The 26662-nt window shown below is 57.8% G+C and carries 20 protein-coding genes; 16 read left to right on the top strand and 4 right to left on the bottom strand.

Going from position 1 to position 26662, the window contains the following annotated elements:
- Positions 1-42: 42 nt before the first annotated feature.
- The 6 genes from hscB to sseB all read left to right on the top strand — a co-directional run bounded on the left by hscB (position 43) and on the right by sseB (position 5227).
- On the top strand, positions 43-558 hold the full coding sequence (gene hscB, locus SP99_RS16650) for a co-chaperone HscB (RefSeq protein ID WP_047959240.1): 516 nt from the start codon (positions 43-45) through the stop codon (positions 556-558).
- Between the two features lie 14 nt (positions 559-572).
- Positions 573-2423 carry a Fe-S protein assembly chaperone HscA gene (hscA, locus tag SP99_RS16645; RefSeq protein ID WP_047959239.1) on the top strand — a complete coding sequence of 617 codons (1851 nt, stop codon included), beginning with the start codon at positions 573-575 and terminating at the stop codon, positions 2421-2423.
- A gap of 1 nt (position 2424) precedes the next feature.
- A complete protein-coding gene (gene fdx, locus SP99_RS16640) occupies positions 2425-2760 on the top strand; it encodes an ISC system 2Fe-2S type ferredoxin (RefSeq protein ID WP_003860652.1) in 336 nt (111 codons plus the stop codon).
- A 1-nt stretch (position 2761) separates the two neighbouring features.
- Positions 2762-2962: a Fe-S cluster assembly protein IscX gene (iscX, locus tag SP99_RS16635; RefSeq protein WP_003860650.1), complete on the top strand. Its 201-nt coding sequence runs from the start codon at positions 2762-2764 to the stop codon at positions 2960-2962.
- A gap of 60 nt (positions 2963-3022) precedes the next feature.
- A complete protein-coding gene (gene pepB, locus SP99_RS16630; RefSeq protein ID WP_047959238.1) occupies positions 3023-4309 on the top strand; it encodes an aminopeptidase PepB in 1287 nt (428 codons plus the stop codon).
- Between the two features lie 141 nt (positions 4310-4450).
- On the top strand, positions 4451-5227 hold the full coding sequence (gene sseB, locus SP99_RS16625; protein ID WP_047959237.1) for an enhanced serine sensitivity protein SseB: 777 nt from the start codon (positions 4451-4453) through the stop codon (positions 5225-5227).
- Between the two features lie 18 nt (positions 5228-5245).
- Here the strand turns inward: sseB and SP99_RS16620 are convergent, their stop codons facing one another.
- The 4 genes from SP99_RS16620 to SP99_RS16605 form a co-directional block, all read right to left on the bottom strand.
- Positions 5246-6016, bottom strand: a complete 771-nt coding sequence (locus tag SP99_RS16620) for a MurR/RpiR family transcriptional regulator (protein ID WP_047959236.1) — start codon at positions 6014-6016, stop codon at positions 5246-5248.
- Positions 6016-6861: a 3-mercaptopyruvate sulfurtransferase gene (gene sseA / locus SP99_RS16615; protein ID WP_047959235.1), complete on the bottom strand. Its 846-nt coding sequence runs from the start codon at positions 6859-6861 to the stop codon at positions 6016-6018. Before sseA ends, SP99_RS16620 begins: the two co-directional genes overlap by 1 nt.
- Positions 6862-6951: 90 nt before the next feature.
- Positions 6952-8319: a 6-phospho-alpha-glucosidase gene (locus SP99_RS16610; RefSeq protein WP_047959234.1), complete on the bottom strand. Its 1368-nt coding sequence runs from the start codon at positions 8317-8319 to the stop codon at positions 6952-6954.
- A 12-nt stretch (positions 8320-8331) separates the two neighbouring features.
- The gene (locus SP99_RS16605) at positions 8332-9876 is read right to left on the bottom strand and encodes a PTS transporter subunit EIIC (RefSeq protein WP_047959233.1); all 1545 of its coding nucleotides are present in this window, start codon (positions 9874-9876) and stop codon (positions 8332-8334) included.
- 286 nt (positions 9877-10162) lie between these two features.
- On the opposite strand from SP99_RS16605, the gene SP99_RS16600 reads away from it, so the two are divergent.
- The 10 genes from SP99_RS16600 to der all read left to right on the top strand — a co-directional run bounded on the left by SP99_RS16600 (position 10163) and on the right by der (position 26599).
- Positions 10163-15115, top strand: a complete 4953-nt coding sequence (locus SP99_RS16600; RefSeq protein ID WP_047959232.1) for an alpha-2-macroglobulin family protein — start codon at positions 10163-10165, stop codon at positions 15113-15115.
- A gap of 1 nt (position 15116) precedes the next feature.
- Positions 15117-17441: a peptidoglycan glycosyltransferase PbpC gene (gene pbpC / locus SP99_RS16595; RefSeq protein ID WP_047959231.1), complete on the top strand. Its 2325-nt coding sequence runs from the start codon at positions 15117-15119 to the stop codon at positions 17439-17441.
- Positions 17442-17597: 156 nt separating this feature from the next.
- A complete protein-coding gene (gene ndk / locus SP99_RS16590; RefSeq protein WP_003860625.1) occupies positions 17598-18029 on the top strand; it encodes a nucleoside-diphosphate kinase in 432 nt (143 codons plus the stop codon).
- A gap of 169 nt (positions 18030-18198) precedes the next feature.
- Positions 18199-19365 carry a dual-specificity RNA methyltransferase RlmN gene (locus tag SP99_RS16585; RefSeq protein WP_047959230.1) on the top strand — a complete coding sequence of 389 codons (1167 nt, stop codon included), beginning with the start codon at positions 18199-18201 and terminating at the stop codon, positions 19363-19365.
- A gap of 291 nt (positions 19366-19656) precedes the next feature.
- On the top strand, positions 19657-20688 hold the full coding sequence (rodZ, locus tag SP99_RS16580; RefSeq protein ID WP_047959229.1) for a cytoskeleton protein RodZ: 1032 nt from the start codon (positions 19657-19659) through the stop codon (positions 20686-20688).
- Positions 20689-20714: 26 nt separating this feature from the next.
- Positions 20715-21833 (top strand): flavodoxin-dependent (E)-4-hydroxy-3-methylbut-2-enyl-diphosphate synthase, encoded by a 1119-nt coding sequence (gene ispG, locus SP99_RS16575; protein ID WP_025757688.1) that lies wholly within the window; start codon positions 20715-20717, stop codon positions 21831-21833.
- An 80-nt stretch (positions 21834-21913) separates the two neighbouring features.
- Entirely contained in the window at positions 21914-23188 is a 1275-nt protein-coding gene (hisS, locus tag SP99_RS16570) for a histidine--tRNA ligase (RefSeq protein WP_047959228.1), read from the top strand.
- A 13-nt stretch (positions 23189-23201) separates the two neighbouring features.
- Complete coding sequence (locus tag SP99_RS16565) at positions 23202-23822, top strand: YfgM family protein (RefSeq protein WP_047959227.1); 621 nt, start codon at positions 23202-23204, stop codon at positions 23820-23822.
- Between the two features lie 10 nt (positions 23823-23832).
- Positions 23833-25011, top strand: a complete 1179-nt coding sequence (gene bamB / locus SP99_RS16560) for an outer membrane protein assembly factor BamB (protein WP_025757693.1) — start codon at positions 23833-23835, stop codon at positions 25009-25011.
- Between the two features lie 112 nt (positions 25012-25123).
- Entirely contained in the window at positions 25124-26599 is a 1476-nt protein-coding gene (der, locus tag SP99_RS16555; protein ID WP_047959843.1) for a ribosome biogenesis GTPase Der, read from the top strand.
- The last annotated feature ends 63 nt before the right edge of the window (positions 26600-26662 follow it).

Here is a 26662-nt window from a genome sequence, read left to right as displayed (position 1 = left end):
CACGCGTGGGGTTTGTTCTAACAGGCTACCCCTGAGATTGTTATGGATTACTTCACTCTCTTCGGACTACCCGCTCAATACCCGATTGATCTCCAGGCGCTGACTACCCGTTTTCAGGACCTGCAGCGTCAGTATCATCCGGACAAATTCGCCAGTGGTACGCAGGCGGAGCAGCTGGCTGCGGTATCGCAATCTGCGACCATCAACCAGGCCTGGCAGACGCTGCGCCATCCGCTGGCGCGTGCAGAATATCTGCTTTCGCTCCACGGGTTTGATCTCGCGAGCGAGCAGCACACCGTGCGCGACACGGCGTTTCTGATGGAGCAGCTGGAGCTTCGCGAAGAGCTTGATGAGATTGAACAGGCCAAAGACGAAGCGCGTCTGGAACGTTTCATCACGCGCGTGAAGGGCATGTTCGATATCCGCCATCAGCAGATGGTGGAGCAATTGAACAACGAGACCTGGGACGTGGCGGCAGATACTGTGCGCAAACTCCGTTTTCTCGATAAACTGCGAAGCAGTGCTGAACAACTCGAAGAAAAGCTGCTCGATTTTTAATTTCGGAAGCAATTATGGCCTTATTACAAATTAGTGAGCCTGGCTTAAGTGCCGCACCGCACCAGCGTCGTCTGGCGGTCGGTATTGACCTGGGCACCACCAATTCCCTTGTGGCGACCGTGCGTAGCGGCCAGGCGGAAACGCTGGCTGACGAGCAGGGCCGCCATCTGCTGCCTTCCGTGGTCCACTACCAGCCGCAGGGTCACGCGGTCGGCTATGACGCTCGCGCCAACGCGGCACGCGATCCGGCCAACACCATCAGCTCGGTAAAGCGCATGATGGGCCGCTCGCTGGCCGATATTCAGACCCGTTACCCGCATCTGCCGTATCAGCTGCAGGCAAGTGAAAACGGCCTGCCGATGATTGCCACCGCGGCCGGTCTGCTGAACCCGATCCGTGTTTCTGCAGATATCCTCAAAGCGCTGGCGGCGCGCGCGACGGCGACCCTTGGCGGCGATCTGGACGGCGTGGTCATTACCGTTCCGGCCTACTTTGACGACGCACAGCGTCAGGGCACCAAAGACGCCGCGCGTCTGGCGGGCCTGCACGTGCTGCGCCTGCTGAACGAACCGACGGCCGCGGCGATTGCCTACGGCCTCGACTCCGGTCAGGAAGGGGTGATTGCGGTCTACGATCTCGGCGGCGGCACCTTTGACATCTCCATCCTGCGCTTAAGCCGCGGGGTGTTTGAAGTGCTGGCCACCGGCGGGGATTCCGCGCTGGGCGGCGATGACTTCGACCATCTGCTGGCGGATTACATCCGCGAGCAGGCGGGTATTGCCGATCGCAGCGATGCCCGCGTACAGCGTGAACTGCTGGATGCGGCCATTGACGCCAAAATCGCCCTCAGCGATGCGCCGTCAGCCAGCGTGAACGTGGCGGGCTGGCAGGGTGAAATCACCCGCGACCAGTTCAACGATCTGATCGCTCCGCTGGTTAAGCGTACCCTGCTGGCCTGTCGTCGCGCGCTGAAAGATGCCGGCGTTGAGGCTGACGAGGTGCTGGAAGTGGTCATGGTGGGCGGCTCCACCCGCGTGCCGCTGGTGCGTGAACGTGTAGGTGAGTTCTTTGGCCGCACGCCGCTGACCGCCATCGATCCGGACAAAGTGGTCGCTGTGGGCGCCGCGATTCAGGCCGATATACTGGTCGGCAACAAGCCGGACAGCGAAATGCTGCTGCTGGACGTCATCCCGCTGTCGCTGGGGCTAGAAACCATGGGCGGCCTGGTGGAGAAAGTCATTCCGCGTAACACCACTATTCCGGTGGCGCGCGCGCAGGAGTTCACCACCTTTAAAGACGGCCAGACCGCGATGTCCATCCACGTGATGCAGGGCGAGCGTGAGCTGGTACAGGACTGCCGTTCTCTGGCGCGCTTTGCGCTGCGGGGCATTCCGGCGCTGCCGGCGGGCGGGGCGCATATTCGCGTCACCTTCCAGGTGGATGCGGACGGCCTGCTGAGCGTCACGGCGATGGAGAAATCCACCGGCGTGGAATCGTCCATCCAGGTGAAGCCGTCCTACGGCCTGACCGATGGCGAAATCGCCTCCATGATTCAGGACTCAATGAGTTACGCCGAGCAGGATGTGAAGGCGCGTATGCTGGCGGAACAGAAAGTGGAAGCCGCACGCGTGCTGGAAAGCCTCAACGGCGCGCTCGCTGCCGATGCCGCGCTGTTAAGCGCCGCTGAGCGTCAGGTGATTGACGAGGCTGCCGCGCACTTAAGCGTGGTCGCCCAGGGCAATGACGCTGACGCAATAGAAGAAGCCATTAAAAACGTTGATAAACAAACCCAGGACTTTGCTGCTCGCCGCATGGACAAATCTGTCCGCGTCGCGCTGAAAGGCCAGTCCGTGGACGAGGTTTAATATGCCAAAGATTGTTATTTTGCCTCATGCGGACCTCTGTCCGGATGGCGCTGTTCTGGAAGCGAAGACCGGCGAAACCATTCTCGATGTTGCCCTGCGTGCAGGTATCGAAGTGGAACACGCCTGCGAGAAATCCTGTGCCTGCACGACGTGCCACTGCATCGTGCGTGAAGGTTTTGACTCTCTCGCCGAGAGCACCGAAGACGAAGACGACATGCTGGATAAAGCATGGGGTCTGGAGCCCGACAGCCGCTTAAGCTGCCAGGCCGCGGTAACCGATGAAGATCTGGTCGTGGAATTTCCACGCTACACCATCAACCACGCACGCGAGCACTAATATGGGACTGAAGTGGACAGACAGCCGTGAAATCGGCGAAGCGCTCTACGACGCGAACCCGGATCTCGATCCAAAGACCGTACGATTCACCGACATGCATCAGTGGATCTGCGATTTAGAGGATTTCGACGACGATCCCAACGCATCCAATGAAAAAATTCTGGAGGCGATTCTGTTAGTCTGGTTAGATGAAGCAGAATAAATAACATAACGGGCTGCCTTCAGGCGGCCCGTTTGCTAGTTGCTAATAAGGAAAAATAAAATGACCGAAGCGATGAAGATTACGCTCTCGAATCAGCCTGCCGACGCGCGCTGGGGCGAGAAAGCCACCTACAGTATCAACAACGACGGTATTACCCTGCACCTGACGGGCAACGATGATTTGGGCCTGATCCAGCGCGCCGCGCGTAAAATTGACGGCCTGGGCATTAAGCATGTCTCTCTGGCAGGCGAGGGCTGGGACACCGACCGCAGCTGGGCGTTCTGGGCTGGCTATAAAGGACCGAAAGGCACCCGCAAAATTGAGTGGGCCAACCTTGACGAAGCCGGTCAAAAAGAGCTGGAAAGCCGCCTGAACATCATCGACTGGGTGCGCGACACCATTAACGCACCGGCGGAAGAGCTGGGACCGGAACAGCTGGCGCAGCGCGCCGTTGATCTGCTGTGCGGCGTGGCCGGCGATAAAATGTCTTACCGCATCACCAAAGGTGAAGATCTGCGCGAGCAGAACTATATGGGGATCCACACCGTGGGCCGTGGTTCTGAGCGTCCTCCGGTGCTGCTGGCGCTGGACTACAACCCAACCGGCGATAAAGACGCGCCCGTCTTTGCCTGTCTGGTCGGGAAAGGCATCACCTTCGATACCGGCGGCTACAGCCTGAAGCAGAGCGCGTTCATGGACTCCATGAAGTCCGACATGGGCGGCGCGGCGACCATTACCGGCGCGCTGGCGTTTGCGATTACCCGTGGCCTGAAAAAACGCGTGAAGCTGTACCTGTGCTGCGCCGACAACATGGTGAGCGGTAACGCCTTCAAGCTGGGCGACATCATTCATTACCGCAATGGCAAAAATGTTGAGGTGATGAATACCGATGCGGAAGGCCGTCTGGTGCTGGCCGATGGTCTGATCGATGCCTCTGCCCAGAAGCCAGAGCTGATTATCGACATGGCGACCCTGACCGGTGCGGCGAAAACCGCCCTGGGTAACGACTACCATGCGCTGTTCAGCTTCGACGACAAGCTGGCTGCCCGCCTGCTGGCAAGTGCGGCGGCAGAGAACGAGCCGTTCTGGCGCCTGCCGCTGGCCGAGTTCCACCGCAGCCAGCTGCCATCTAACTTTGCCGAACTGAACAACACCGCAAGCGCGGCGTACCCGGCAGGGGCAAGCACCGCAGCCGGTTTCCTGTCCCACTTCGTTGAGAACTACCGCGAAGGCTGGCTGCACATCGACTGCTCCGCGACGTACCGTAAAGCGGCGGTTGAGCAGTGGTCCGCAGGCGCGACCGGTCTCGGCGTGCGTACCGTGGCGAATCTGCTGACGGCTGAGTAATCTTTTTTGCCGGGTGGCGCTACGCTTACGCGCGCCTTCGGAGTCATCATATTGCCCGGCGGCGCTGCGCTTGCACAGGCCTACGGTTTTGTAGGCCGGGTAAGCGAAGCGCCACCCGGCGTTTTTTGAAGTAGCCAAACTATGTCAGATACCAAAAACGAATTAGAAACCCTGCTGGAGCAGGCGGCGACCGAACCCGCCCACCGTCCGGCATTCTTCCGCACGCTGCTGGAATCCACCGTCTGGGTGCCGGGCACGGCCGCGGAAGGGGAGCAGGTTGTGGAAGACAGCGCGCTGGATCTCCTGCACTGGGAGAAAGACGACGGCTCTTCGGTGATCCCGTTCTTTACCTCGCTGGAAGCGCTGCAGAAAGCGGTAGAGGACGAACAGGCATTCGTGGTGATGCCGGTGCGCACCCTGTTTGAAATGACCCTGGGCCAGACGCTGTTCCTCAACGCGAAGCTGCCGACCGGAAAAGAGTTCACCCCGCGTGAAATTAGTCACCTGATCGGTGAAGAGGGTAACCCGCTCAGCACCCAGGAAGTGCTGGAAGGGGGCGAAACGCTGCTGCTGTCTGAAGTGGCCGAGCCGCCCGCGCAGATGATCGATTCCCTGACCACGCTGTTCAAAACCCTGAAGCCGGTACGACGCGCTTTCCTTTGCTCGATCAAAGAGCGTGCAGACGAAAAGCCGGTGCTGCTGATCGGTATTGAAGCCGATGGCGATTTCGACGAGATCGTTCAGGCGGCGGGAAGCGTGGCCACCGACACGCTGCCGGGGGATGAACCGATTGATATCTGCCAGGTGAAGAACGGTGAGAAGGGCATTAGCCACTTTATTACCGAGCACATCACGCCGTTCTACGAACGTCGCTGGGGCGGCTTCCTGCGCGATCTCAAAACCAACCGCATTATCTGATGACAGCGGGGTGAACCATCACCCCGTTGCTTCCAGCAGCAGTAAATCCATCAGCAGTACCAGATTCGACTCAAACGACGTCACGCCTGCGGCTTCGGCGGCGAAATGTACCGCCTCGTCATAGAGGGCAAAGTGCACATCCGCCATCCCCGCCAGCGTATTGGCCGAGGCGCGGGTAAACGCGACGATCGTCATACCGACGTTTTTGGCGATCCGCGCTTTATCCAGCACCTGTTCCGTTTCGCCGCTGCGCGAGACGGCAATAAACACCTCATAGCGCGCGGCATTGCTGAGAAAGATGTTCCGGCTGTCGCCCGGGCCGGAGATAAACGCTGTTTTGCCCAGCACCTGCAATTTCTTGGTCAGGTACTCCGCAAACAGATAGGAAAACCCGGCGCCGTAGAGAAAGAAGCTCTCTTTCTGGCGCAGCAGGTCGGCAAACTGCTGGCGCTTATCGTGCGTCACCCACTGAAAGGTGTGCTGATAGTTGGCGATAAACTGATTAAAAAGCGCAGGTAGTTCAGGGTGCGATTGCCCCTGAGCGGCAATGTGCGGGGTGTCGGAGAGCAGCTGTTTGCAGTGCCAGATAAACTCGCTATATCCGCTGAACCCCAGCTTCTGACACAGCCGCATAATGGTGGCGGTAGAGACGAACGTCGCCTGCGCCAGCTCACGAACCGTAATCTTGCCCACCAGCAGCGGGTGTTCTGTCAGGTGGGCGAGGACCCGATACTCCGCGCGGGTGAGCGATTCCCCGCGCGTTAACAGCGTGGCCAGGCGGTTATCCATTATTTTGCCGGTTCAACCGGCAGGTCGTCACGCGCACCCCATTCGCTCCAGGCACCGTCGTAGAGTGTGACGTCGTTAACGCCGAGCGTGGCGAGCGCCAGAATGACCACGCAGGCCGTGACGCCGGAACCGCAGCTGGCGATAACCGGACGGTGTAAATCCACGCCCTGACGCGCAAAGATGGCGCGCAGCTCGTCGGTGGTTTTCAGCTCGCCCTCAAACACCAGATCGCCCCATGGCACGTTCAGCGCGCCCGGAATATGTCCGCGCCTAAGTCCCGGACGCGGTTCATCCGCCTCGGCATTGAAGCGTGGCGCAGGGCGGGCATCAACGATTTGGGCCGTTTTTTCGTGGCTTATGACCAGCACGTCGGTCAGGCGTTTCACTACGTGCGCGTCGAACGTGGCATCGAATTCGCCTTCCGGCAGCGTCACGTCGCCCTGCTGAAGCGGCAGTTCGTCACGCTTCCAGCCCGCGAGGCCGCCTGCCAGAATCGAGACTTTTTCCACGCCGAAGTTTTTCAGCATCCACCACGCGCGCGGGGCTGAGAAGAGGTTACCTTCATCATAAACAACGAGGTGTTTGTCTTTGCTGACGCCCAGCTCGCGCATCGCCACGGAAAACGCTTCCGGACGCGGCAGCATGTGCGGCAGGGGAGAGGTGTGATCGGAGAGGGCTTCAATATCAAAAAATACCGCACCCGGCAGATGCCCGGCGCGGTATTCACCGGGCACGTCACGATGCTCTTGTCCCGGAGGGGCCATACGCGCGTCAATAATCTGCACTTCCGGATCGTCGCCGTGCTCAATCAGCCAGTCGGCAGCGACAAAATATGAGGTGGACATGGGTTGCCTCCATTCTTTTCCGTAAAAAAGGATTGTCGGTGTTTTTTCTGACACCGACAAGCAAACCACGTTCAACTCGCGAGCAAGCCCCTATTTTTTCACCGGTTCGCCGTCCTGCCAGGCTTTTTGCAGCGCTGGCCAGTAGTCGCGGTTAGCCTCGATCATCTCATCCAGTATCGCCTTCGCGTGTTCCATGGTCGGCACGGTGCGGTTGAGAGTGAAGGCCTGAAGGGCTTTTTCATAACTCCCTTCAATCGTCGCTTCCACCAGCAGCTGTTCAGAGGCGAGCTGCTGCTGCAAAAGGGTCTGATGGAACAGCGGCACCTGGCCGATGCGGACCGGCTCTGGCCCTTCGGAGGTGATATAAGCAGGCACTTCCACCACGGCATCGTAAGGCAGGTTGGTAATCGCGCCGCGGTTTTCCACCATCACCAGATGGCGGCTCCGCAGGTTAAAGGCCAGCGAGCAGGCGACGTCGACGATGAATTCACCGTGGACGCCCACGTGGAAGGCATCCGGCAGGATCCCGGTGCGCTTGTACTCTTCGGCGGCAGCGAACAGCTTTTTCTCGCGCCCGTCCATCACTTCATTGGCGCGGGTATAGTCCGGGTTCTGATGCGCCACAATCTGGTTCGGCATCAGGTAATACTGCAGATACGGGTTCGGCAGGTACTCCGGGAAGTTATCCATGATCGGCTTTATATTGCGCCAGGTTTTCACCCATGACGGATCCGAATGCTGCGGGTCGGTTTTGGCTGCATCTTCCGTCAGCAGGCCAAACTTTGCGATATGCTTACGCAGCTCCGGCAGCTTATCCTCACCGTCCACCCGCACGCGGGTAAACCAGCCGAAGTGGTTCAGACCAAAGTAGTCGACTTCCAGCTTGCGGCGATCGACACCCAGAATCGCCCCCATGTTACGCATCGCCGCCACCGGCATATCGCAAATGTTCAGCACGCGTGCGTTCGGGCGCAGGCGTCGCACCCCTTCCGCGACGATCGCCGCCGGGTTGGAGTAGTTCACGATCCACGCCTTCTCATGCGCGTAGCGTTCCACCCGATCGATAAGCTCTACCATCGGCAGAATGGTACGCAGACCATACGCCAGCCCGCCGGGCCCGCAGGTTTCCTGGCCAACCACGCCGTGGCGCAGCGGGATCTTCTCGTCCTGCTCGCGCATCTTGTACTGTCCGACGCGCATCTGGGCGAAGATAAAATGCGCGCCGCTGAAGGCCACTTCCGGGTCACCGGTGACGGTGAATTTAATGTTCTGGCTGTGGTCACGAATGACCTTCTCGACAACCGGTGCAATGGTGTTCTGACGCGTCTCGTCGATGTCGTAGAGGCGGATTTCAGCCAGCGGGAAATCCTGCAGGCGCACCATCAGGCTTTTCACAATACCCGGCGTGTAGGTGCTGCCGCCGCCGGCAATCGACAGAATGAATGGGGGTGTAAACATCTTTAGCTCCTTTCAGAGAAACGTCTCAACGGCTTCTCGCATTTTTTTGACATGCAGCCCGTAGACCACCTGAACGTTGTTACCTTGTTTGATAATCCCTTTCGCGCCGGTCGCCTTCAGGCGCGGCTCGTCGATGAGGTTGACGTCCTTCACCGTGACGCGTAAGCGGGTATAGCAGTTATCCACCACGTCAATATTTTCCCGACCGCCGAGACCCACCACGATGGATTCGCCCAGCCCGTCGTTGTTACCCTTCGCCTGGTACTCCTGCTTGCTGTAGAGGCGCGTCTCCTTATCGTCATCCTCACGGCCCGGCGTCTTCATGTCGAAGCGCAGGATCAGGAAGCGGAACACCACGAAGTAGAGGATGAACATGATCAGCCCGACCAGGAGGTACATCGGCCAGTTGGATTTCTCCGTGCCCAGCGGCAGGTTGTAGAGGATGAAATCAATGATCCCGTTAGCGCCGATGGCGTGAACGCCCAGCAGCGAGAACAGCATCATGCCGATGCCGGTCAGGACGGCGTGCACCACGAACAGCAGCGGGGCGACAAACAGGAAGGAGAACTCAATGGGTTCGGTAACGCCGACCAGCAGAGAGGTGAGCGCTGCCGGGATCAGAATGGCTTTCGCAATGGCTTTACGCTCCGGCTTTGCGGTCATGTACATCGCCAGCGCCGCCGCAGGCAGGCCGAACATCTTGCTGATGCCGCGGGCGTCCCACACCACGGTGCTGCTGAGCTGCTTCACCTCCGGGCAGGCCATCTCGGCGAAGTAGATATTGCGCGCGCCCTGGTAAACCGTGCCGCACACCTCCTGCGTGCCGCCCAGCTCGGTATACAGGAACGGGGTATAGACCAGATGATGAAGGCCGGTAGGCACAAGAATACGTTCCAGGAACCCGTAGATGGCGACGCCCAAAGGTCCGGAGCCCTTGATGGCCAGCGCCATCGCGCTAATCCCGTGCTGGGCAAACGGCCACACTTCACTCATTACCACGCCGAGCAGCATGGCGACCGGGAGCATCACAATAGCAACAAAGCAGTGGCCGGAGTAGATTGCCATCGCGCCGTTAAACTGTACGCCGGAGTATTTGTTGTACAGATAGCCGGAAAGCGCACCGGTCAGGATCCCGGCAAAAACCCCCATCTCCAGCACCTGCACGCCCAGTACCATGGTTTGCCCGGCCGCTTTCATCTGGGCTGCTGGTGCCAGCTCGCCCTGCAGCTGCAGCGTGACGTTCATGGCGTTGATAAACACCACAAAGGTCACCAGGCCAATCAGCGCGGCATAGCCTTTATCGCGCGTCGCGAGGCCAATCGGGATACCGACGGCAAACACCAGCGCCAGGTTGACCAGCACCGACACGGCCGATTTCGCGATAAGCTGACCAAGATGCTGAATAAAAGGATGACCAAGAAACGGCAGATACTCCGCGAGATTACCGTTACCCAGCACGTTACCAAAGGCGATAAACAGACCGACGATCGGTAAGATAAGTACCGGTCCGTACAATGATTTTCCAAAATTTTGTAGGGCGTTCACGGCTCGTTTCATGGCTTTCTCTCTTATTGAACCGCGCACTCGGGGTGCGTCTTGAGCTTAAAACTAGCAGGCTCCCGGCGAGCTTATCCAGCTATCTTGTTGTTTTAAAAACAAATGACGTGAAACGTTACATGTAACGTTTCACGCTGTGATCGGCGTAGCACCAGCGGGTTGCCGGTTTGACTCACTCTGCGAGTCGCTTTCCAGATTCTAAAATTGGACTTTTTGAATTAATGAAACTTGCGGATAATACTTATCCGGACGACGACCAACGGGCCCCGTGGGCCAGGGACAAAGGATGAAACCGTTTCGCTTAGCCGCGATCTCTCTCGCGCTGCTTACCACATTTACGCTTGTCGGCTGTGATAACAGCGACGATAACACTCAATCTGCGGCTCCCGCCGCTTCCACCCCATCAACACCGAAAGCCGCGGAAAAGCCCAACGCTGACAAGCTGGCAAAACTGGCGGCGCAGAGTCAGGGCAAAGCGTTAACCCTGCTGGATGCCTCTGAAGTGCAGCTGGACGGCGCGGCCACGCTGGTGCTGACATTCTCGGTTCCGCTGAATCCCGATCAGGATTTCGCGAAAACGGTGCATGTCGTGGACAAGAAAAGCGGCAAAGTTGACGGGGCGTGGGAACTTGCGCCTAACCTGAAAGAGCTTCGTCTGCGCCATCTGGAGCCCAATCGCAACCTGGTCGTCACCGTTGAACGTGGCCTGCAGGGGCTGAATAAGGCGACGTTCGGCACTGATTATGAAAAAGCCCTAACCACCCGGGACGTCGAGCCTACCGTCGGCTTTGCCAGCCGCGGCTCGCTGCTGCCGGGCAAAGTGGTCGAAGGTCTGCCGGTGATGGCGCTCAACGTTAACAACGTGGACGTCAATTTCTATCGCGTGAAGCCTGAATCGCTGGCCTCCTTTGTCAGCCAGTGGGAATACCGTAACGCGCTGACCAACTGGGAATCCGACAACCTGCTGAAGATGGCGGAGCTGGTGTACACCGGTCGCTTCGATCTTAATCCGGCGCGCAATACGCGTGAAAAATTGCTGCTGCCGCTAAAGGATATTAAACCGCTCCAGCAGTCTGGCGTGTATATCGCGGTCATGAACCAGGCCGGGCATTACAACTACAGCAATGCCGCGACGCTCTTTACCTTAAGTGATATTGGGCTGTCCGCTCACCGTTATCATAACCGCCTGGATATCTTTACCCAGAGCCTGGAGAACGGCGCGGCGCAGTCCGGCGTGACCGTGACCTTGCTGAACGACAAAGGGCAGACGCTCGCCGAAGCGAACAGCGACGGTGACGGTCACGCAAAGCTTGAAACCGACAAAGAAGCCGCGCTGATCCTGGCCAGCAAAGACGGTCAGACCACGCTGCTTGACCTCAAGCTACCGGCCCTTGACCTGGCGGAGTTTGACATCGCTGGGAGCCCTGGCTACAGCAAGCAATTCTTTATGTTTGGCCCGCGCGATCTCTACCGTCCGGGCGAAACGGTGATCCTGAACGGTCTGCTGCGCGACAGCGACGGTAAGCCACTGCCCGATCAGCCGGTGAAGCTTGACGTGCTGCGTCCGGACGGACAGGTGGCACGTACCGTTGTCGTGCAGCCTGAAAACGGTCTCTATCGCTTTAACTACCCGCTGGACAGCGGGGCGCAGACCGGCATGTGGCATATCCGCGCCAATACGGGCGATAACCTGCAGCGTCTGTGGGACTTCCACGTCGAAGATTTTATGCCTGAGCGGATGGCACTTAACCTGACGGGGCAAAAAGCGCCGGTTTCACCGCAGGATAACGTCGACTTTACTGTGGTGGGCTATTACCTCTATGGTGCCCCGGCCAACGGTAACACTCTGCAGGGACAACTTTTCCTGCGTCCACTGCGCGACGCGGTTCCGGCACTGCCGGGCTTCCAGTTTGGTGATATCGCCGAGGAAAACCTGAGCCGCAGTCTGGATGAAGTTCAGCTTACGCTGGATGAACAGGGGCGTGGCGAGGTCTCTACGGAGAGCCAGTGGAAAGAGGTGCACTCTCCTTTACAGCTGATCCTGCAGGCCAGCCTGCTGGAGTCAGGTGGTCGTCCGGTGACGCGTCGTGCTGAGCAGGCTATCTGGCCTGCAGCGGAATTGCCGGGCATCCGTCCTCAGTTCGCCAGCAAGGCGGTTTATGACTACCGCACCGATACCACCGTCAACCAGCCGATTGTCGACGAGAACGGCAACGCCAGTTTCGATATTGTCTATGCCGATGCCAGTGGGGCAAAAAAGGCGGTTTCCGGGTTACAGGTGCGTCTGATCCGCGAGCGTCGGGACTATTACTGGAACTGGTCCGAAAGCGAGGGCTGGCAGTCGCAGTTTGATCAAAAAGATCTGATCGAAGGCGAGCAGGAGTTAACCCTCAAGGCTGATGAAACCGGCAAAGTCACTTTCCCGGTTGAGTGGGGTTCCTATCGTCTGGAGGTTAAAGCACCGGACGACATGGTCAGCAGCGTGCGCTTCTGGGCGGGCTACAGCTGGCAGGATAATAGCGACGGCAACGGGGCTGCGCGCCCTGACCGCGTCACCCTGAAACTGGATAAACCGGGTTATCAGCCTGGCGATACCATCAACCTGCACATTGCTGCACCGGCCGCCGGCAAGGGTTATGCCATGATCGAATCCAGCGAAGGGCCGCTGTGGTGGAAAGAGATCGACGTCCCGGCAAACGGGCTGGATCTCGCTATCCCGGTCGACAAAGCCTGGAAACGTCACGATCTTTATCTCAGCACGCTGGTGGTACGCCCTGGTGATAAATCCAAATCCGCCACGCCGAAACGCGCGGTCGGCCTGCTGCATCTGCCGATGGGCGACGAAAATCGCCGCCTGAATATTGCGCTGGATAACCCGCAGAAAATGCGTCCAAACCAGACGCTCTCTGTGAAGGTAAAAGCCAGCGTGAAAGAGGGCGCAGTGCCGCAGAAAGTGAACGTGCTGGTCTCGGCGGTGGACAGCGGCGTGCTGAACATTACCGACTACGTCACGCCGGATCCGTGGCAGGCTTTCTTTGGTCAGAAGCGCTACGGCGCGGATATCTACGATATCTATGGTCAGGTCATTGAAGGCCAGGGCCGCCTCGCCGCGCTGCGTTTTGGTGGCGACGGGGATGAGCTGAAGCGCGGCGGCAAACCGCCGGTGAACCACGTCACCATTATTGCCCAGCAGGCGCAGCCGGTAACGCTGGATGCCAACGGGGAAGGCACCGTTACGCTGCCGATTGGCGACTTCAACGGCGAGCTGCGTCTGATGGCGCAGGCCTGGACAGAGGACGATTTCGGCAGCAGCGAAAGCAAAGTGATTGTTGCCGCGCCAGTGATTACTGAACTGAATACGCCGCGCTTCCTGGCAAGCGGCGATACTTCACGCTTAACGCTGGACCTCACCAACCTGACCGATCAGCCGCAAACGCTGAACGTGGCGTTAACCGCGACCGGCAAACTGACGCTGGAAGGGGCGCAGCCGCAGCCGGTGCGACTGCCACCAGGTGCGCGGACGACTCTGTTTATTCCGGTGCGCGCGCTGGACGGCTACGGAGACGGTGAAGTGACTGCGCAGGTGACCGGCCTGCAGCTTCCGGGCGAGACCTTTGCCCCGCAGCAGAAGAGCTGGAAAATCGGTGTCCGCCCGGCGTTCCCGGCGCAGACGGTGAATACCGGGGCCATGCTGAACCCGGGTGAGTCCTGGACAGCACCGGGGCAGCATATCAACGGCTTCTCTCCTGCAACGCTGCAGGGGCAACTGCTGCTGAGCGGTAAACCACCGCTCAATCTGGCGCGCTATATCCGCGAGTTGCAGGCTTATCCTTATGGCTGCCTTGAGCAAACCACTAGCGGCCTGTTCCCGTCGCTCTATACCAACGCGGCACAGCTGAAGGCGCTTGGCATCAAAGGTGATACGGACGACAAACGCCGTGCCGCCATTGATATCGGCATCTCCCGCCTGCTGCAGATGCAGCGTGATGATGGTGGTTTCGCGCTGTGGGATAAAAACGGTCCGGAAGAGTACTGGCTGACCGCCTATGTTACTGACTTCCTGGTGCGCGCAGGCGAGCAGGGTTACAGCGTGCCGGCCGACGCGGTCAATAACGCGAATAGCCGTTTGCTGCGCTATCTGCAGGACCCGGGCATGATGTCCATTCGCTACAGTGACGATACGCAGGCCAGCAAGTTCGCTGTGCAGGCCTATGCCGCGCTGGTGCTGGCGCGTCAGCAAAAAGCACCGCTGGGTGCGCTGCGTGAAATCTGGGATCGTCACGATCAGGCGACTTCCGGTCTGCCGCTGATGCAGCTCGGTATGGCGCTTAAGCTGATGGGCGATGCCCCACGCAGCCAGCAGGCGCTGGATCTGGCGCTCAAAACGCCGCGTAACGACAGTAAAACCTGGATGGCCGATTACGGCAGCACGCTTCGTGATAACGCGCTGATGCTCTCCCTTCTCGAGGAGTACAAGCTGTTGCCGGATGCGCAAAATACGCTGTTGAATGCGTTGTCTGAAGAGGCCTTCAGCCAGCGCTGGTTGTCAACGCAGGAGAGCAACGCGCTGTTCCTGGCCGGACGTTCGCTGCAAACCTTGTCCGGTGCGTGGCAGGCTCAAACCTCGCTGTCTGATACCGCATCAGGTGGGGAGCAGGCGCAGGTGCAAAACCTCACCGGTGACCAGCTTGGTGCATTGCAGGTCACCAATACCGGCACAACCCCGCTGTGGGTTCGCCTGGACAGCTCAGGTTATCCTGAAGATGCGCCACAGCCGAGCTCGAACGTGCTGCAGGTTGAACGTCATATTCTGGCAACCGACGGCAGCACGAAATCGCTCTCCTCTCTGAAGAGTGGTGAGCTGGTGCTGGTCTGGCTGGAGGTGAAAGCCAGCCAGAACGTGCCGGACGCGCTGGTGGTGGATCTTCTCCCTGCCGGTCTGGAGCTGGAAAACCAGAACCTGGCAAGCAGCAGCGCCAGCCTGCAGGACAGCGGCAGTGAAGTGCAGAACCTGCTGAGCCAGATGCAGCAGGCGGACATTCAGCATATGGAATTCCGCGACGACCGCTTTGTCGCAGCAGTGCCGGTGAACGAAGGTCAGCCGGTCACGCTGGTTTATCTGGCGCGCGCGGTGACGCCGGGCACCTATCAGGTGCCGGTTCCGATGGTGGAGTCTATGTACGTGCCGCAGTGGCGAGCCACGGGGGCGGCCAGTGGCCCGCTGATTGTTGTTCCGTAATATGCTGATGGCTCGTCTGATACGCTCCCGCTGGCTGTGGCTGGCGGGAGCGCTTCTCATTTTATGGGGGCTGATTCTGGCTGCTGACCGCCTGTGGCCGTTGCCTCTGAAAGAGGTTAACCCCGCCCGGGTCGTGGTGGATGAGAAGGGCACCCCACTCTGGCGTTTTGCCGATAGCGACGGCATCTGGCGCTATCCGGTGACGATCGAAGAGGTCTCCCCCCGTTATCTTGAGGCGCTGATCCAGTACGAAGATCGCTGGTTCTGGGATCATCCTGGCGTCAACCCGCTCTCTGTTCTGCGCGCCGCCTGGCAGGATTTAACTTCCGGAAAGGTTGTCTCCGGCGGCAGTACGCTCACCATGCAGGTGGCGCGGTTGCTGGATCCGCATCCGCGGACTCTGGGGGGCAAAATTCGTCAGCTCTGGCGGGCGTTGCAGCTGGAGTGGCATCTTTCCAAGCGCGATATTCTCACGCTCTATCTTAACCGTGCGCCGTTTGGCGGCACGCTGCAGGGCGTGGGAGCGGCAAGCTGGACCTATCTGGGAAAACCCCCGTCACAGCTCAGTTACTCCGACGCGGCGCTGCTGGCCGTGCTGCCTCAGGCACCAAGCCGTTTACGCCCGGACCGCTGGCCTGAACGGGCTGAAGCGGCGCGTAATAAGGTGCTCGACCGCATGGCGACGCAGGGCGTCTGGTCCGCAAAGCAGGTCCAGGAATCCCGTGAAGAGTCGATATGGCTGGCGCCCCGGCAGATGCCGCAGCTGGCACCGCTCTTTGCACGCATGATGCTAAGTAAAAGCCACGACACGAAAATTGTCACCACGCTGGATGCCGGTTTGCAACGGCAGCTGGAAGAGCTGGCGATGAACTGGAAATCCCGCCTGCCGGCCCGCAGCTCGCTGGCGATGATCGTCGTGGATCACACCGATATGAAAGTGCGCGGCTGGGTCGGGTCGGTGGATATTAACGATGACACGCGCTTTAGCCATGTCGATATGGTGAATGCGACCCGATCCCCCGGATCGGTGCTAAAACCGTTTATCTACGGCATGGCGCTGGATGAGGGATTGATCCATCCCGCCTCGTTGCTACAGGACGTGCCAAGAAAAACCGGCGATTATCGCCCCGGGAATTTTGACAGCGGATTCCACGGGCCGGTCAGCATGAGCGAAGCGCTGGTGCGCTCCCTCAACCTGCCCGCTGTGCAAGTGCTGGAAGCCTACGGGCCAAAACGGTTTACCGGCATGCTCAGTAACGCAGGCTTGCCGCTGATCCTGCCCGCGGGGGCGCAGCCGAATCTGTCCCTGATCCTCGGCGGGGCAGGCGCGCGGCTGGCCGATATCGCCGCGGCCTACAGCGCCTTTGCCCGCCACGGTAAGGCGGGAAGGCTGCGGCTACAGCCTGGCGATCCGCTCATTGAGCGTCCGCTGCTGTCTCCGGGCTCAGCGTGGATTATTCGCCGTATTCTGGCCAACGAGGCGCAGCCGCTACCGGATAACGCGCTGCCGCAGGTTGCGCCGCTGGCCTGGAAAACGGGCACCAGCTACGGCTACCGCGATGCCTGGGCCATCGGTCTGAATGCCCGCTACGTGATAGGCATCTGGACCGGAAGACCGGACGGTACGCCCGTGGCGGGACAGTTTGGTTTTGCCAGCGCCGTGCCGCTGTTAAACCAGGTGAATAACCTGCTTCAGTCACGTTCAACGATCGACGAAGCCCGCCTGCCGCGCGATCCGCGTCCGGAGAGCGTCGGGCGGGGCGTGATCTGCTGGCCGGGCGGCCAGTCGCTGCCGGAAGGCAGTGAAAACTGTCGACGTCGTCTGTCGACCTGGCTGCTGGAGGGGAGTGAGCCGCCCACGCTGCTGTTGCCGGAGCAGGAAGGCATACGCGGCATTCGTTTCCCGGTCTGGCTGGATAAAACGGGCAAACGTGTGGCGGCAGATTGTCCGGATGCAACAGAGAAAGACCTTGACGTCTGGCCGTTGCCTCTGGAGCCCTGGCTGCCTGCAAACGAGCGTCGTGCGGTACGCGTCCCACCTCCATCACCAGACTGTCCGCCGCTCTCGCAGGACGCGCCTGCGCCACTCATTCTGACCGGCATACGTGAAGGCGCCGTGATTAAACGCCTGCCGGGAGAATCCCGCGTTTCGCTGCCACTTCAGGTGACCGGCATTAGCGGCGAGCGCTGGTGGTTTTTGAACGGTGAACCGCTGAATGTGAAAGGGAAAGTTTACACATTACAACTTGATAAAGCAGGCGATTATCAGTTACTCGTTATGGATGAGACCGGGCAGGTTGTGACAGTGAATTTCGCGTTACAGTGACAAAAAAACAGCTTTCAGCGGTGAGCTGTTGCTGAAACTCGTCTTATTTTAAAAAAATGTTACCTGAATCCATAGGCAATGGCGCTATTGCTCATTATAATCCGCGCCACACCATACTCAGGTATGCAAAACAACAGAACATTGACAGAGGTTATCATGGCTATTGAACGTACTTTTTCCATCATCAAACCAAACGCGGTGGCAAAAAACGTTATTGGCAGCATCTTCGCTCGCTTTGAATCAGCAGGGTTCAAAATTGTTGGCACCAAAATGCTGCACCTGACCGTTGAACAGGCTCGTGGTTTCTACGCTGAGCACGAAGGTCGCCCATTCTTTGACGGCCTGGTTGAGTTCATGACCTCTGGCCCAATCGTGGTTTCCGTGCTGGAAGGCGAAAATGCAGTACAGCGTCACCGCGACCTGCTGGGTGCCACCAACCCGGACAACGCGCTGGCAGGTACCCTGCGCGCTGACTACGCTGACAGCTTCACCGAGAACGGTACTCACGGTTCTGACTCCGTTGAATCTGCTGCGCGCGAAATCGCTTTCTTCTTCGCTGAAGGCGAAGTGTGTCCACGTACCCGTTAATTTAACGGTTTCGTTTACACATTATTTTCGTAAATGCCACGTCCAGACGTGGCATCCCTGCGTCAGAGTTTGTACAATGCAACGCCCCGGACGAGCAGACCGCTTTCCGGGGCGTTTCTATTCAACCCTCCATGGGCCATAACGTGTAACAACGAGGCCGGTAAATATTATGTCTGAATTAGTGAATACCTCCGAAGTCGCCATTCCTGCGGTTCCCAATAAAAATGGAAAAATCAACCTGCTGGATCTGAACCGTCAGCAGATGCGCGAGTTCTTCAAAGAGATGGGCGAAAAGCCGTTTCGTGCCGATCAGGTCATGAAGTGGATGTACCATTACTGCAGCGACAATTTTGATGACATGACTGACATCAACAAGGCTCTGCGTAATAAGCTCAAAGAAGTGGCTGAAATTCGCGCGCCGGAAGTGGTGGAAGAGCAGCGCTCGGCCGATGGCACCATCAAATGGGCGATTGCGGTTGGCGATCAGCGCGTTGAAACCGTCTACATCCCGGAAGAAGACCGTGCCACACTGTGTGTCTCCTCTCAGGTGGGCTGTGCGCTGGAGTGCAAATTCTGCTCAACTGCGCAGCAGGGCTTTAACCGTAACCTGCGCGTATCAGAAATTATCGGCCAGGTCTGGCGTGCCGCGAAAATCGTCGGTGCGGCAAAAGTGACCGGTACGCGTCCCATCACCAACGTGGTCATGATGGGGATGGGTGAGCCGCTGCTGAACCTGACTAATGTGGTGCCGGCAATGGAAATCATGCTGGATGACTTCGGTTTTGGTCTGTCCAAGCGCCGCGTGACGCTCTCTACCTCAGGCGTTGTGCCTGCGCTGGACAAGCTCGGCGACATGATTGACGTTGCGCTGGCGATCTCCTTGCACGCGCCGAACGATGAAATTCGTGACGAAATTGTGCCGATCAACAAAAAGTACAATATCGAAACCTTCCTCGCCGCCGTGCGTCGCTATCTGGAAAAATCCAACGCCAATCAGGGCCGCGTGACCATCGAGTATGTGATGCTTGACCACGTCAACGACGGTACCGAGCATGCGCACCAGCTGGCGGAGCTGCTGAAAGATACGCCATGCAAAATCAACCTGATCCCCTGGAACCCGTTCCCGGGCGCGCCGTATGGCCGTAGCTCGAACAGTCGTATCGACCGCTTCTCCAAGGTGCTGATGGAGTATGGTTTCACCACCATCGTGCGTAAAACCCGTGGTGATGACATTGATGCCGCATGCGGACAGCTGGCAGGTGATGTGATTGACCGTACCAAACGTACCCTGCGTAAACGCATGCAGGGCGAGACGATCGCGGTTAAAGCTGTTTGATTAATATGCACTCACGGCGCATTATTTGCGCCGTGAAGCATAATCTTACTGAATAATCAGTCAGATTCGTGATGACTGATCAATAATTACGGTGCGTTTCATCCGACTTTCGGGCAGTATGTAACGACGTAACAACAGTTTAGCCGTTCGGGCAGGCTGTACTGTCATCTCCCGGCTGACAGTCTTATACTGTCTGTTCAAGGTTAACTGACCAGAAGTTTCGCGGTGCGGGTGGCATTGTGACTCACCGGCACCTGAACCCTTTTTTTCACGTACCAGTAGTTGTAGCGAATGAATACTGAAGCCACTCACGACCAACATGAAGCACTCTCCACTGGCGTTCGTCTTCGCAACGCCCGTGAACAACTCGGACTCAGCCAGCAAGCCGTTGCGGAACGCTTGTGCCTGAAGGTTTCCACGGTTCGCGATATTGAAGAAGATAAGGCGCCTGCCGATCTGGCTTCAACCTTCCTGCGCGGTTATATCCGCTCTTACGCAAAACTGGTGCACATCCCCGAAAACGAATTACTGCCAATGATGGAGAAGCAGGCACCGGTCCGTGCAGCAAAAGTTGCGCCGATGCAGACCTTCTCCCTGGGGAAACGTCGTAAAAAACGTGATGGCTGGCTGATGAGCTTTACCTGGCTGGTGCTGTTTGTGGTGGTCGGTCTGACCGGTGCCTGGTGGTGGCAAAACCATAAGGCACAGCAGGAAGAGATCACCACGATGGCCGATCAATCCTCGGCCGAACTCAACCAGGCCGGAACGAATAACGCCCAGAACGTGCCGCTGAATACCAACGGCGCGGCCTCCTCCAGCGAGCCACAGACGGCCGCGACAGAGACCCCGGCAACAGACGCGCCGGCGACCGGTACAGCACCGGCTCCGGATGCAACGGCGAACACCGCTGCGCCTCAGGCTCAGGATCAAAACACGGTGGTCTCTCCTTCCCAGGCGAATGTGGATACTGCGGCAAACGCGCCAGCGGCCACGCAGCCTGCAGACAATACCGCAGCGTCTCTGCCAACCAACCCGGCAGGTACTGCAACTCCTGAAGCCGATCCCAACGCACTGGTGATGAACTTCAACGCCGACTGCTGGCTGGAAGTGACTGACGCGACAGGTAAAAAGTTGTTCAGCGGCCTGCAGCGTAAAGATGGCACGTTAAACCTAACCGGCCAGGCGCCTTATAAACTTAAAATCGGCGCTCCGGCAGCGGTACAGATCCAGTATCAAGGAAAACCTGTCGACCTGAGCCGCTTTATCAGAACTAACCAGGTTGCACGTCTTACCGTTAATGCCGAACAATCAGCAGCACAGTAACAGACGGGCAACGCGGGAGATTTTTCATGCATAACCAGGCTCCGATTCAACGTAGAAAATCGAAACGGATTTACGTTGGGAATGTGCCAGTCGGCGATGGGGCACCTATCGCCGTTCAGTCGATGACCAATACGCGCACCACCGATGTGGAAGCCACGGTCAATCAAATCAAAGCATTAGAGCGAGTAGGCGCGGACATCGTTCGCGTCTCCGTCCCGACCATGGATGCCGCCGAAGCGTTCAAGCTGATCAAACAGCAGGTCAGCGTTCCTCTGGTCGCGGATATCCACTTCGACTACCGCATCGCACTGAAAGTGGCCGAATACGGCGTCGACTGCCTGCGCATTAACCCGGGCAACATCGGTAACGAAGAGCGTATCCGCATGGTTGTGGACTGCGCCCGTGACAAAAATATTCCTATCCGTATCGGCGTTAACGCCGGTTCCCTGGAAAAAGATCTGCAGGAAAAATACGGTGAGCCTACGCCGCAGGCGTTGCTTGAATCCGCGATGCGTCACGTTGATCATCTGGATCGTCTTAACTTTGATCAGTTCAAAGTCAGTGTGAAAGCGTCCGATGTTTTCCTGGCGGTGGAATCTTACCGTCTGCTGGCAAAACAGATCGATCAGCCTTTGCACCTCGGGATCACCGAAGCGGGCGGCCTGCGTAGCGGTTCTGTAAAATCCGCGATCGGTCTGGGGCTGCTGCTCTCAGAAGGGATCGGCGATACCCTGCGCGTGTCGCTGGCGGCCGATCCGGTTGAAGAGATCAAAGTCGGTTTCGATATTCTGAAATCACTGCGTATCCGTTCGCGCGGGATCAACTTCATTGCCTGCCCAACCTGCTCACGTCAGGAGTTTGATGTGATCGGTACGGTGAATGCCCTGGAGCAACGTCTGGAAGATATTATCACCCCGATGGACGTCTCGATTATCGGCTGCGTGGTGAACGGTCCGGGTGAAGCACTGGTGTCAACCCTGGGCGTTACCGGCGGTAACAAGAAAAGTGGTCTCTATGAAGATGGCGTTCGTAAAGATCGTCTGGATAATAGTGACATGATCGACCAGCTTGAAGCCCGTATCCGTGCTAAAGCCGCCATGATGGACGAGACACAGCGTATCAGCGTTCAGCAGGTTGAAAAATAACGTGATGGGAAGCCGCGAGCTTCCCATGTATGATTGAACCCATTCTTTGGGTTTTTTTTGTATATAGAAAGAGAATAAACGTGGCAAAAAACATTCAAGCTATCCGCGGCATGAACGATTATCTGCCTGGCGAAACCGCCATCTGGCAGCGCATTGAAGGCACGCTGAAGCAGGTGCTCGGCAGCTACGGTTACAGCGAAATCCGTTTGCCGATTGTAGAGCAGACCCCGTTATTCAAACGCGCGATCGGTGAAGTGACCGACGTGGTTGAAAAAGAGATGTATACCTTTGAGGACCGCAACGGCGACAGCCTGACCCTGCGTCCGGAAGGTACGGCGGGCTGCGTACGCGCCGGCATCGAACATGGTCTTCTGTACAATCAGGAGCAGCGCCTGTGGTATATCGGCCCGATGTTCCGCCACGAACGTCCTCAGAAAGGTCGTTATCGCCAGTTCAACCAGCTGGGTGTGGAAGTCTTTGGTCTGCAGGGGCCAGACATCGACGCCGAGTTGATTATGCTGACCGCCCGCTGGTGGCGTGCGCTGGGCATCTCTGAGCACGTTTCTCTTGAACTGAACTCTATCGGTTCACTGGAAGCGCGCGCTAACTACCGTGACGCGCTGGTGGCGTTCCTGGAGCAGCATAAAGATAAGCTGGACGAAGACTGCAAACGTCGTATGTACAGCAACCCGCTGCGCGTACTGGATTCAAAAAATGCAGATGTCCAGGCGCTGCTGAACGATGCGCCTGCACTGGGTGACTACCTGGACGACGAATCTCGCGAACACTTCGCAGGTCTGTGCAATCAGCTTGAAGCGGCGGGCATTGCCTACACCGTGAACCAGCGTCTGGTGCGCGGTCTGGACTACTATAACCGCACCGTGTTTGAGTGGGTTACCACCAGCCTCGGCTCGCAGGGCACCGTGTGTGCAGGCGGTCGTTATGACGGTCTGGTAGAGCAGCTTGGCGGTCGCGCCGCGCCTGCGGTTGGCTTCGCGATGGGCCTTGAGCGACTTGTTTTGCTGGTTCAGGCAGTTAATCCGGAATTTAAAGCAGATTCCGTTGTCGATATATACCTGGTAGCCTCAGGCGCGGAAACGCAGTCTGCGGCGATGCAGCTTGCCGAACGCGTGCGCGATGCGCTGCCGACGGTGAAGCTGATGACCAACCATGGCGGCGGCAACTTCAAAAAACAGTTTGCTCGTGCCGATAAGTGGGGCGCAAGTATTGCACTGGTGCTGGGTGAGTCCGAAGTGGCTAACGGCGAAGTCGTGGTGAAAGACCTGCGCTCTGGTGAGCAGACAACGGTAACGCAGGACGGCGTTGCGGCGCACTTGCGCACTCTATTGGGCTAAGGAGAAGGACTGCGTGGAAATTTACGAGAACGAACACGATCAGGTCGACGCGATCAAACGCTTCTTTGCTGAAAACGGCAAAGCACTGGTGGTTGGCGTTATTTTAGGTGTGGGTGCCTTGATTGGCTGGCGCTACTGGAACAATCATCAGGCGGATTCCGCGCGCGGCGCGTCTCTGACCTATGAAAATACCGTGAGTGCCATTCGTGCCGATCAGCCGCAAACGCTGGCGGCGGCAGAAAAATTTGCCGCTGACAACAAAAACACCTACGGTGCACTGGCTGCGCTGGAAGTGGCTCAGCAGTACGTTGATAACAACGAACTGGATAAAGCCGCTGCCCAGCTGTCCCAGGGCCTTGCTGCGGCCAGCGATGAAAACCTGAAAGCGGTGATCAACCTGCGCCTGGCACGTATTCAGGTTCAGCAGAAAAAAGCTGACGATGCGCTGAAAACGCTCGATACCATCAAAGGCGAAGGTTTTGCTGCCATCGTTGCCGATCTGCGCGGTGAAGCACTGCTGAGCAAAGGTGACAAAGCGGGCGCGCGTAAAGCGTGGCAAGCTGGCGTGGATAGCAAAGCATCACCTGCGCTGAGCGAAATGATGCAGATGAAAATAAATAATTTGTCCGTCTGAGAGGGACCCGATGCAATTGCGTAAATTACTTCTGCCAGGACTGCTTTCTGTTACGTTATTGAGTGGTTGTTCACTGTTCAGTGGCGAAGAAGACGTTGTGAAAATGTCCCCACTGCCGACGGTTGAAAACCAGTTTACTCCCTCCACCGCATGGAGCACCTCCGTGGGCGATGGGATTGGTGATTTCTATTCCAACCTGCATCCGGCTTTTGCCGACAGCGTAATCTATGCGGCTGACCGCAAAGGTACCGTGAAAGCGGTGAACGCAGATGATGGAAAAGAAGTGTGGTCTGTTAACCTGGCGGAAAAAGACGGCTGGTTCTCCCGTAAACCTGCACTGCTGTCTGGCGGCCTGACTGTTGCCGGTGGCCACGTTTACGTGGGCAGCGAAAAAGCACAGGTTTATGCCCTGAACAGCAGCGACGGCTCCATCGCCTGGCAAACGACCGTGGCGGGTGAGTCCCTGTCTCGTCCGGTAGTGAGCGACGGTCTGGTGCTGATTCATACCAGCAACGGCCAGCTGCAGGCGCTGAACGAAGCGGACGGTCTGGTGAAATGGACCGTAAACCTGGATATGCCTGCGCTCTCCCTGCGCGGTGAATCCGCACCGGCTACCGCATTTGGTGCTGCCATTGTGGGCGGTGACAACGGTCGTGTGAGCGCCGTGCTGATGCAGCAGGGCCAGATGATCTGGCAGCAGCGTATCTCCCAGGCCACTGGCTCAACGGAAATTGACCGTCTGAGCGACGTAGACACCACGCCCGTTATCGTTAACGGTGTGGTGTACGCTCTGGCCTATAACGGCAACCTGACCGCGCTGGATCTGCGCAGCGGCCAGATCATGTGGAAACGTGAGCTGGGCTCGGTGAATGATTTCATCGTTGACGGTAACCGCATCTATATGGTTGACCAGAACGATCGCCTGCTGGCGCTGAGCACCGAAGGCGGTGTGACGCTGTGGACGCAAAGCGATCTGCTGCACCGTCTGCTGACTGCACCGGCACTCTACAACGGTAGCCTGGTGGTCGGTGACAGCGAAGGGTATATGCACTGGATCGATCCGGATAATGGCCGCTTTGTCGCCCAGCAAAAAGTCGACAGTTCTGGTTTCCTGACCGACCCGGTTGTGGCTGACGGCAAACTGCTGATTCAGGCAAAAGACGGCACGCTGTACGCGATCACGCGTTAATTACCCGGCGGTTGTAGTATACTAAACGGCTCCTGTTCACACAGGAGCCGTTTTGACATTTTTAAAAACGCTGCGAAAGCGACGTTATTTTGAATTTAATGAGGCTTCAAACATGGTACCTGTGGTCGCGCTTGTCGGGCGCCCTAACGTTGGAAAATCCACTCTTTTTAACCGTTTAACACGCACCCGTGATGCGCTGGTTGCGGATTTCCCGGGGCTGACGCGTGACCGTAAGTACGGTCGTGCAGAAGTAGAAGGACGCGAGTTCATCTGTATTGATACCGGTGGTATTGACGGCACGGAAGATGGCGTGGAAACCCGCATGGCGGAACAGTCGCTGCTGGCGATTGAAGAAGCCGACGTGGTGTTGTTCATGGTGGACGCGCGCGCTGGCCTGATGCCGGCGGACTCCGCTATCGCCAAACACCTGCGTTCGCGTGAAAAACCGACCTTCCTGGTGGCGAACAAAACTGACGGTATCGATGCCGATCAGGCTATTGCTGACTTCTGGTCACTGGGTCTGGGTGAGATCTACCCGATTGCCGCATCGCATGGCCGCGGCGTAACCAGTCTGCTGGAAACTGTTCTGCTGCCGTGGGTTGACGAAGTTAACCCGCCGGAAGAGGTGGACGAAGACGCGGAATACTGGGCGCAGTTTGAAGACGGCAAAGCGGGCGAAGAAGAAGAGCCTGAAGACGATTTCAACCCGCAGGATCTGCCGATCAAGCTGGCCATCGTAGGTCGTCCAAACGTAGGTAAGTCTACACTTACTAACCGTATTCTGGGTGAGGAGCGCGTGGTCGTTTACGACATGCCGGGCACCACCCGTGACAGTATTTACATCCCGATGCAGCGCGATGAGCGTGAATATGTCCTCATCGACACCGCCGGGGTGCGTAAGCGCGGAAAAATCACCGATGTGGTGGAAAAATTCTCTGTCATCAAAACCCTGCAGGCCATTGAAGATGCCAATGTGGTGCTGCTGGTCATTGATGCGCGCGAAGGTATCTCCGATCAGGATCTCTCTCTGCTCGGCTTTATCCTCAATAGTGGGCGCTCACTGGTTATCGTGGTCAACAAATGGGATGGCCTGAGCAATGAAGTTCGTGAGCAGGTGAAAGAGACCCTCGACTTCCGTCTGGGCTTCATCGACTTTGCTCGCGTACACTTTATCTCTGCGCTGCACGGCAGCGGTGTGGGTAACCTGTTCGAGTCCGTGCGTGAAGCCTACGATAGCTCCACCCGTCGTCAGAGTACCGCCATGCTGACCCGTATCATGAATATGGCTGCTGAAGACCATCAGCCGCCGCTGGTGCGCGGCCGTCGCGTGAAGCTGAAATATGCTCACGCCGGTGGTTATAACCCGCCAATCGTGGTGATTCACGGCAACCAGGTAAAAGACCTGCCGGATTCCTACAAGCGCTATCTGATGAACTACTTCCGTAAATCGCTGGACGTGATGGGCACGCCTATACGTATTCAGTTCAAGGAAGGGGAAAACCCGTTCGCCAACAAGCGCAATACCCTGACGCCAAACCAGATGCGTAAGCGTAAGCGTTTGATTAAGCACATTAAGAAAAGCAAATAAACTTTGCTGAACATACGAAAGCCCGCGTTTATCGCGGGCTTTTTTTTGCCCAATCATACCGTC

The sequence above is a fragment of the Enterobacter sp. BIDMC92 genome, assembly GCF_001030225.1.
Taxonomy (GTDB): Bacteria; Pseudomonadota; Gammaproteobacteria; order Enterobacterales; family Enterobacteriaceae; genus Enterobacter; species Enterobacter sichuanensis.
This window is presented reverse-complemented; position numbering and strand designations above follow the sequence as displayed.

Excerpts from the sequence above, each read along its gene's own strand:
- hscB (WP_047959240.1), top strand. The coding sequence starts at position 43 with ATGGATTACTTCACTCTCTTCGGACTACCCGCTCAATACCCGATTGAT.
- hscA (WP_047959239.1), top strand. The coding sequence starts at position 573 with ATGGCCTTATTACAAATTAGTGAGCCTGGCTTAAGTGCCGCACCGCAC.
- fdx (WP_003860652.1), top strand. The coding sequence starts at position 2,425 with ATGCCAAAGATTGTTATTTTGCCTCATGCGGACCTCTGTCCGGATGGC.
- iscX (WP_003860650.1), top strand. The coding sequence starts at position 2,762 with ATGGGACTGAAGTGGACAGACAGCCGTGAAATCGGCGAAGCGCTCTAC.
- pepB (WP_047959238.1), top strand. The coding sequence starts at position 3,023 with ATGACCGAAGCGATGAAGATTACGCTCTCGAATCAGCCTGCCGACGCG.
- sseB (WP_047959237.1), top strand. The coding sequence starts at position 4,451 with ATGTCAGATACCAAAAACGAATTAGAAACCCTGCTGGAGCAGGCGGCG.
- SP99_RS16620 (WP_047959236.1), bottom strand. The coding sequence starts at position 6,016 with ATGGATAACCGCCTGGCCACGCTGTTAACGCGCGGGGAATCGCTCACC.
- sseA (WP_047959235.1), bottom strand. The coding sequence starts at position 6,861 with ATGTCCACCTCATATTTTGTCGCTGCCGACTGGCTGATTGAGCACGGC.
- SP99_RS16610 (WP_047959234.1), bottom strand. The coding sequence starts at position 8,319 with ATGTTTACACCCCCATTCATTCTGTCGATTGCCGGCGGCGGCAGCACC.
- SP99_RS16605 (WP_047959233.1), bottom strand. The coding sequence starts at position 9,876 with ATGAAACGAGCCGTGAACGCCCTACAAAATTTTGGAAAATCATTGTAC.
- SP99_RS16600 (WP_047959232.1), top strand. The coding sequence starts at position 10,163 with ATGAAACCGTTTCGCTTAGCCGCGATCTCTCTCGCGCTGCTTACCACA.
- pbpC (WP_047959231.1), top strand. The coding sequence starts at position 15,117 with ATGCTGATGGCTCGTCTGATACGCTCCCGCTGGCTGTGGCTGGCGGGA.
- ndk (WP_003860625.1), top strand. The coding sequence starts at position 17,598 with ATGGCTATTGAACGTACTTTTTCCATCATCAAACCAAACGCGGTGGCA.
- SP99_RS16585 (WP_047959230.1), top strand. The coding sequence starts at position 18,199 with ATGTCTGAATTAGTGAATACCTCCGAAGTCGCCATTCCTGCGGTTCCC.
- rodZ (WP_047959229.1), top strand. The coding sequence starts at position 19,657 with ATGAATACTGAAGCCACTCACGACCAACATGAAGCACTCTCCACTGGC.
- ispG (WP_025757688.1), top strand. The coding sequence starts at position 20,715 with ATGCATAACCAGGCTCCGATTCAACGTAGAAAATCGAAACGGATTTAC.
- bamB (WP_025757693.1), top strand. The coding sequence starts at position 23,833 with ATGCAATTGCGTAAATTACTTCTGCCAGGACTGCTTTCTGTTACGTTA.
- der (WP_047959843.1), top strand. The coding sequence starts at position 25,124 with ATGGTACCTGTGGTCGCGCTTGTCGGGCGCCCTAACGTTGGAAAATCC.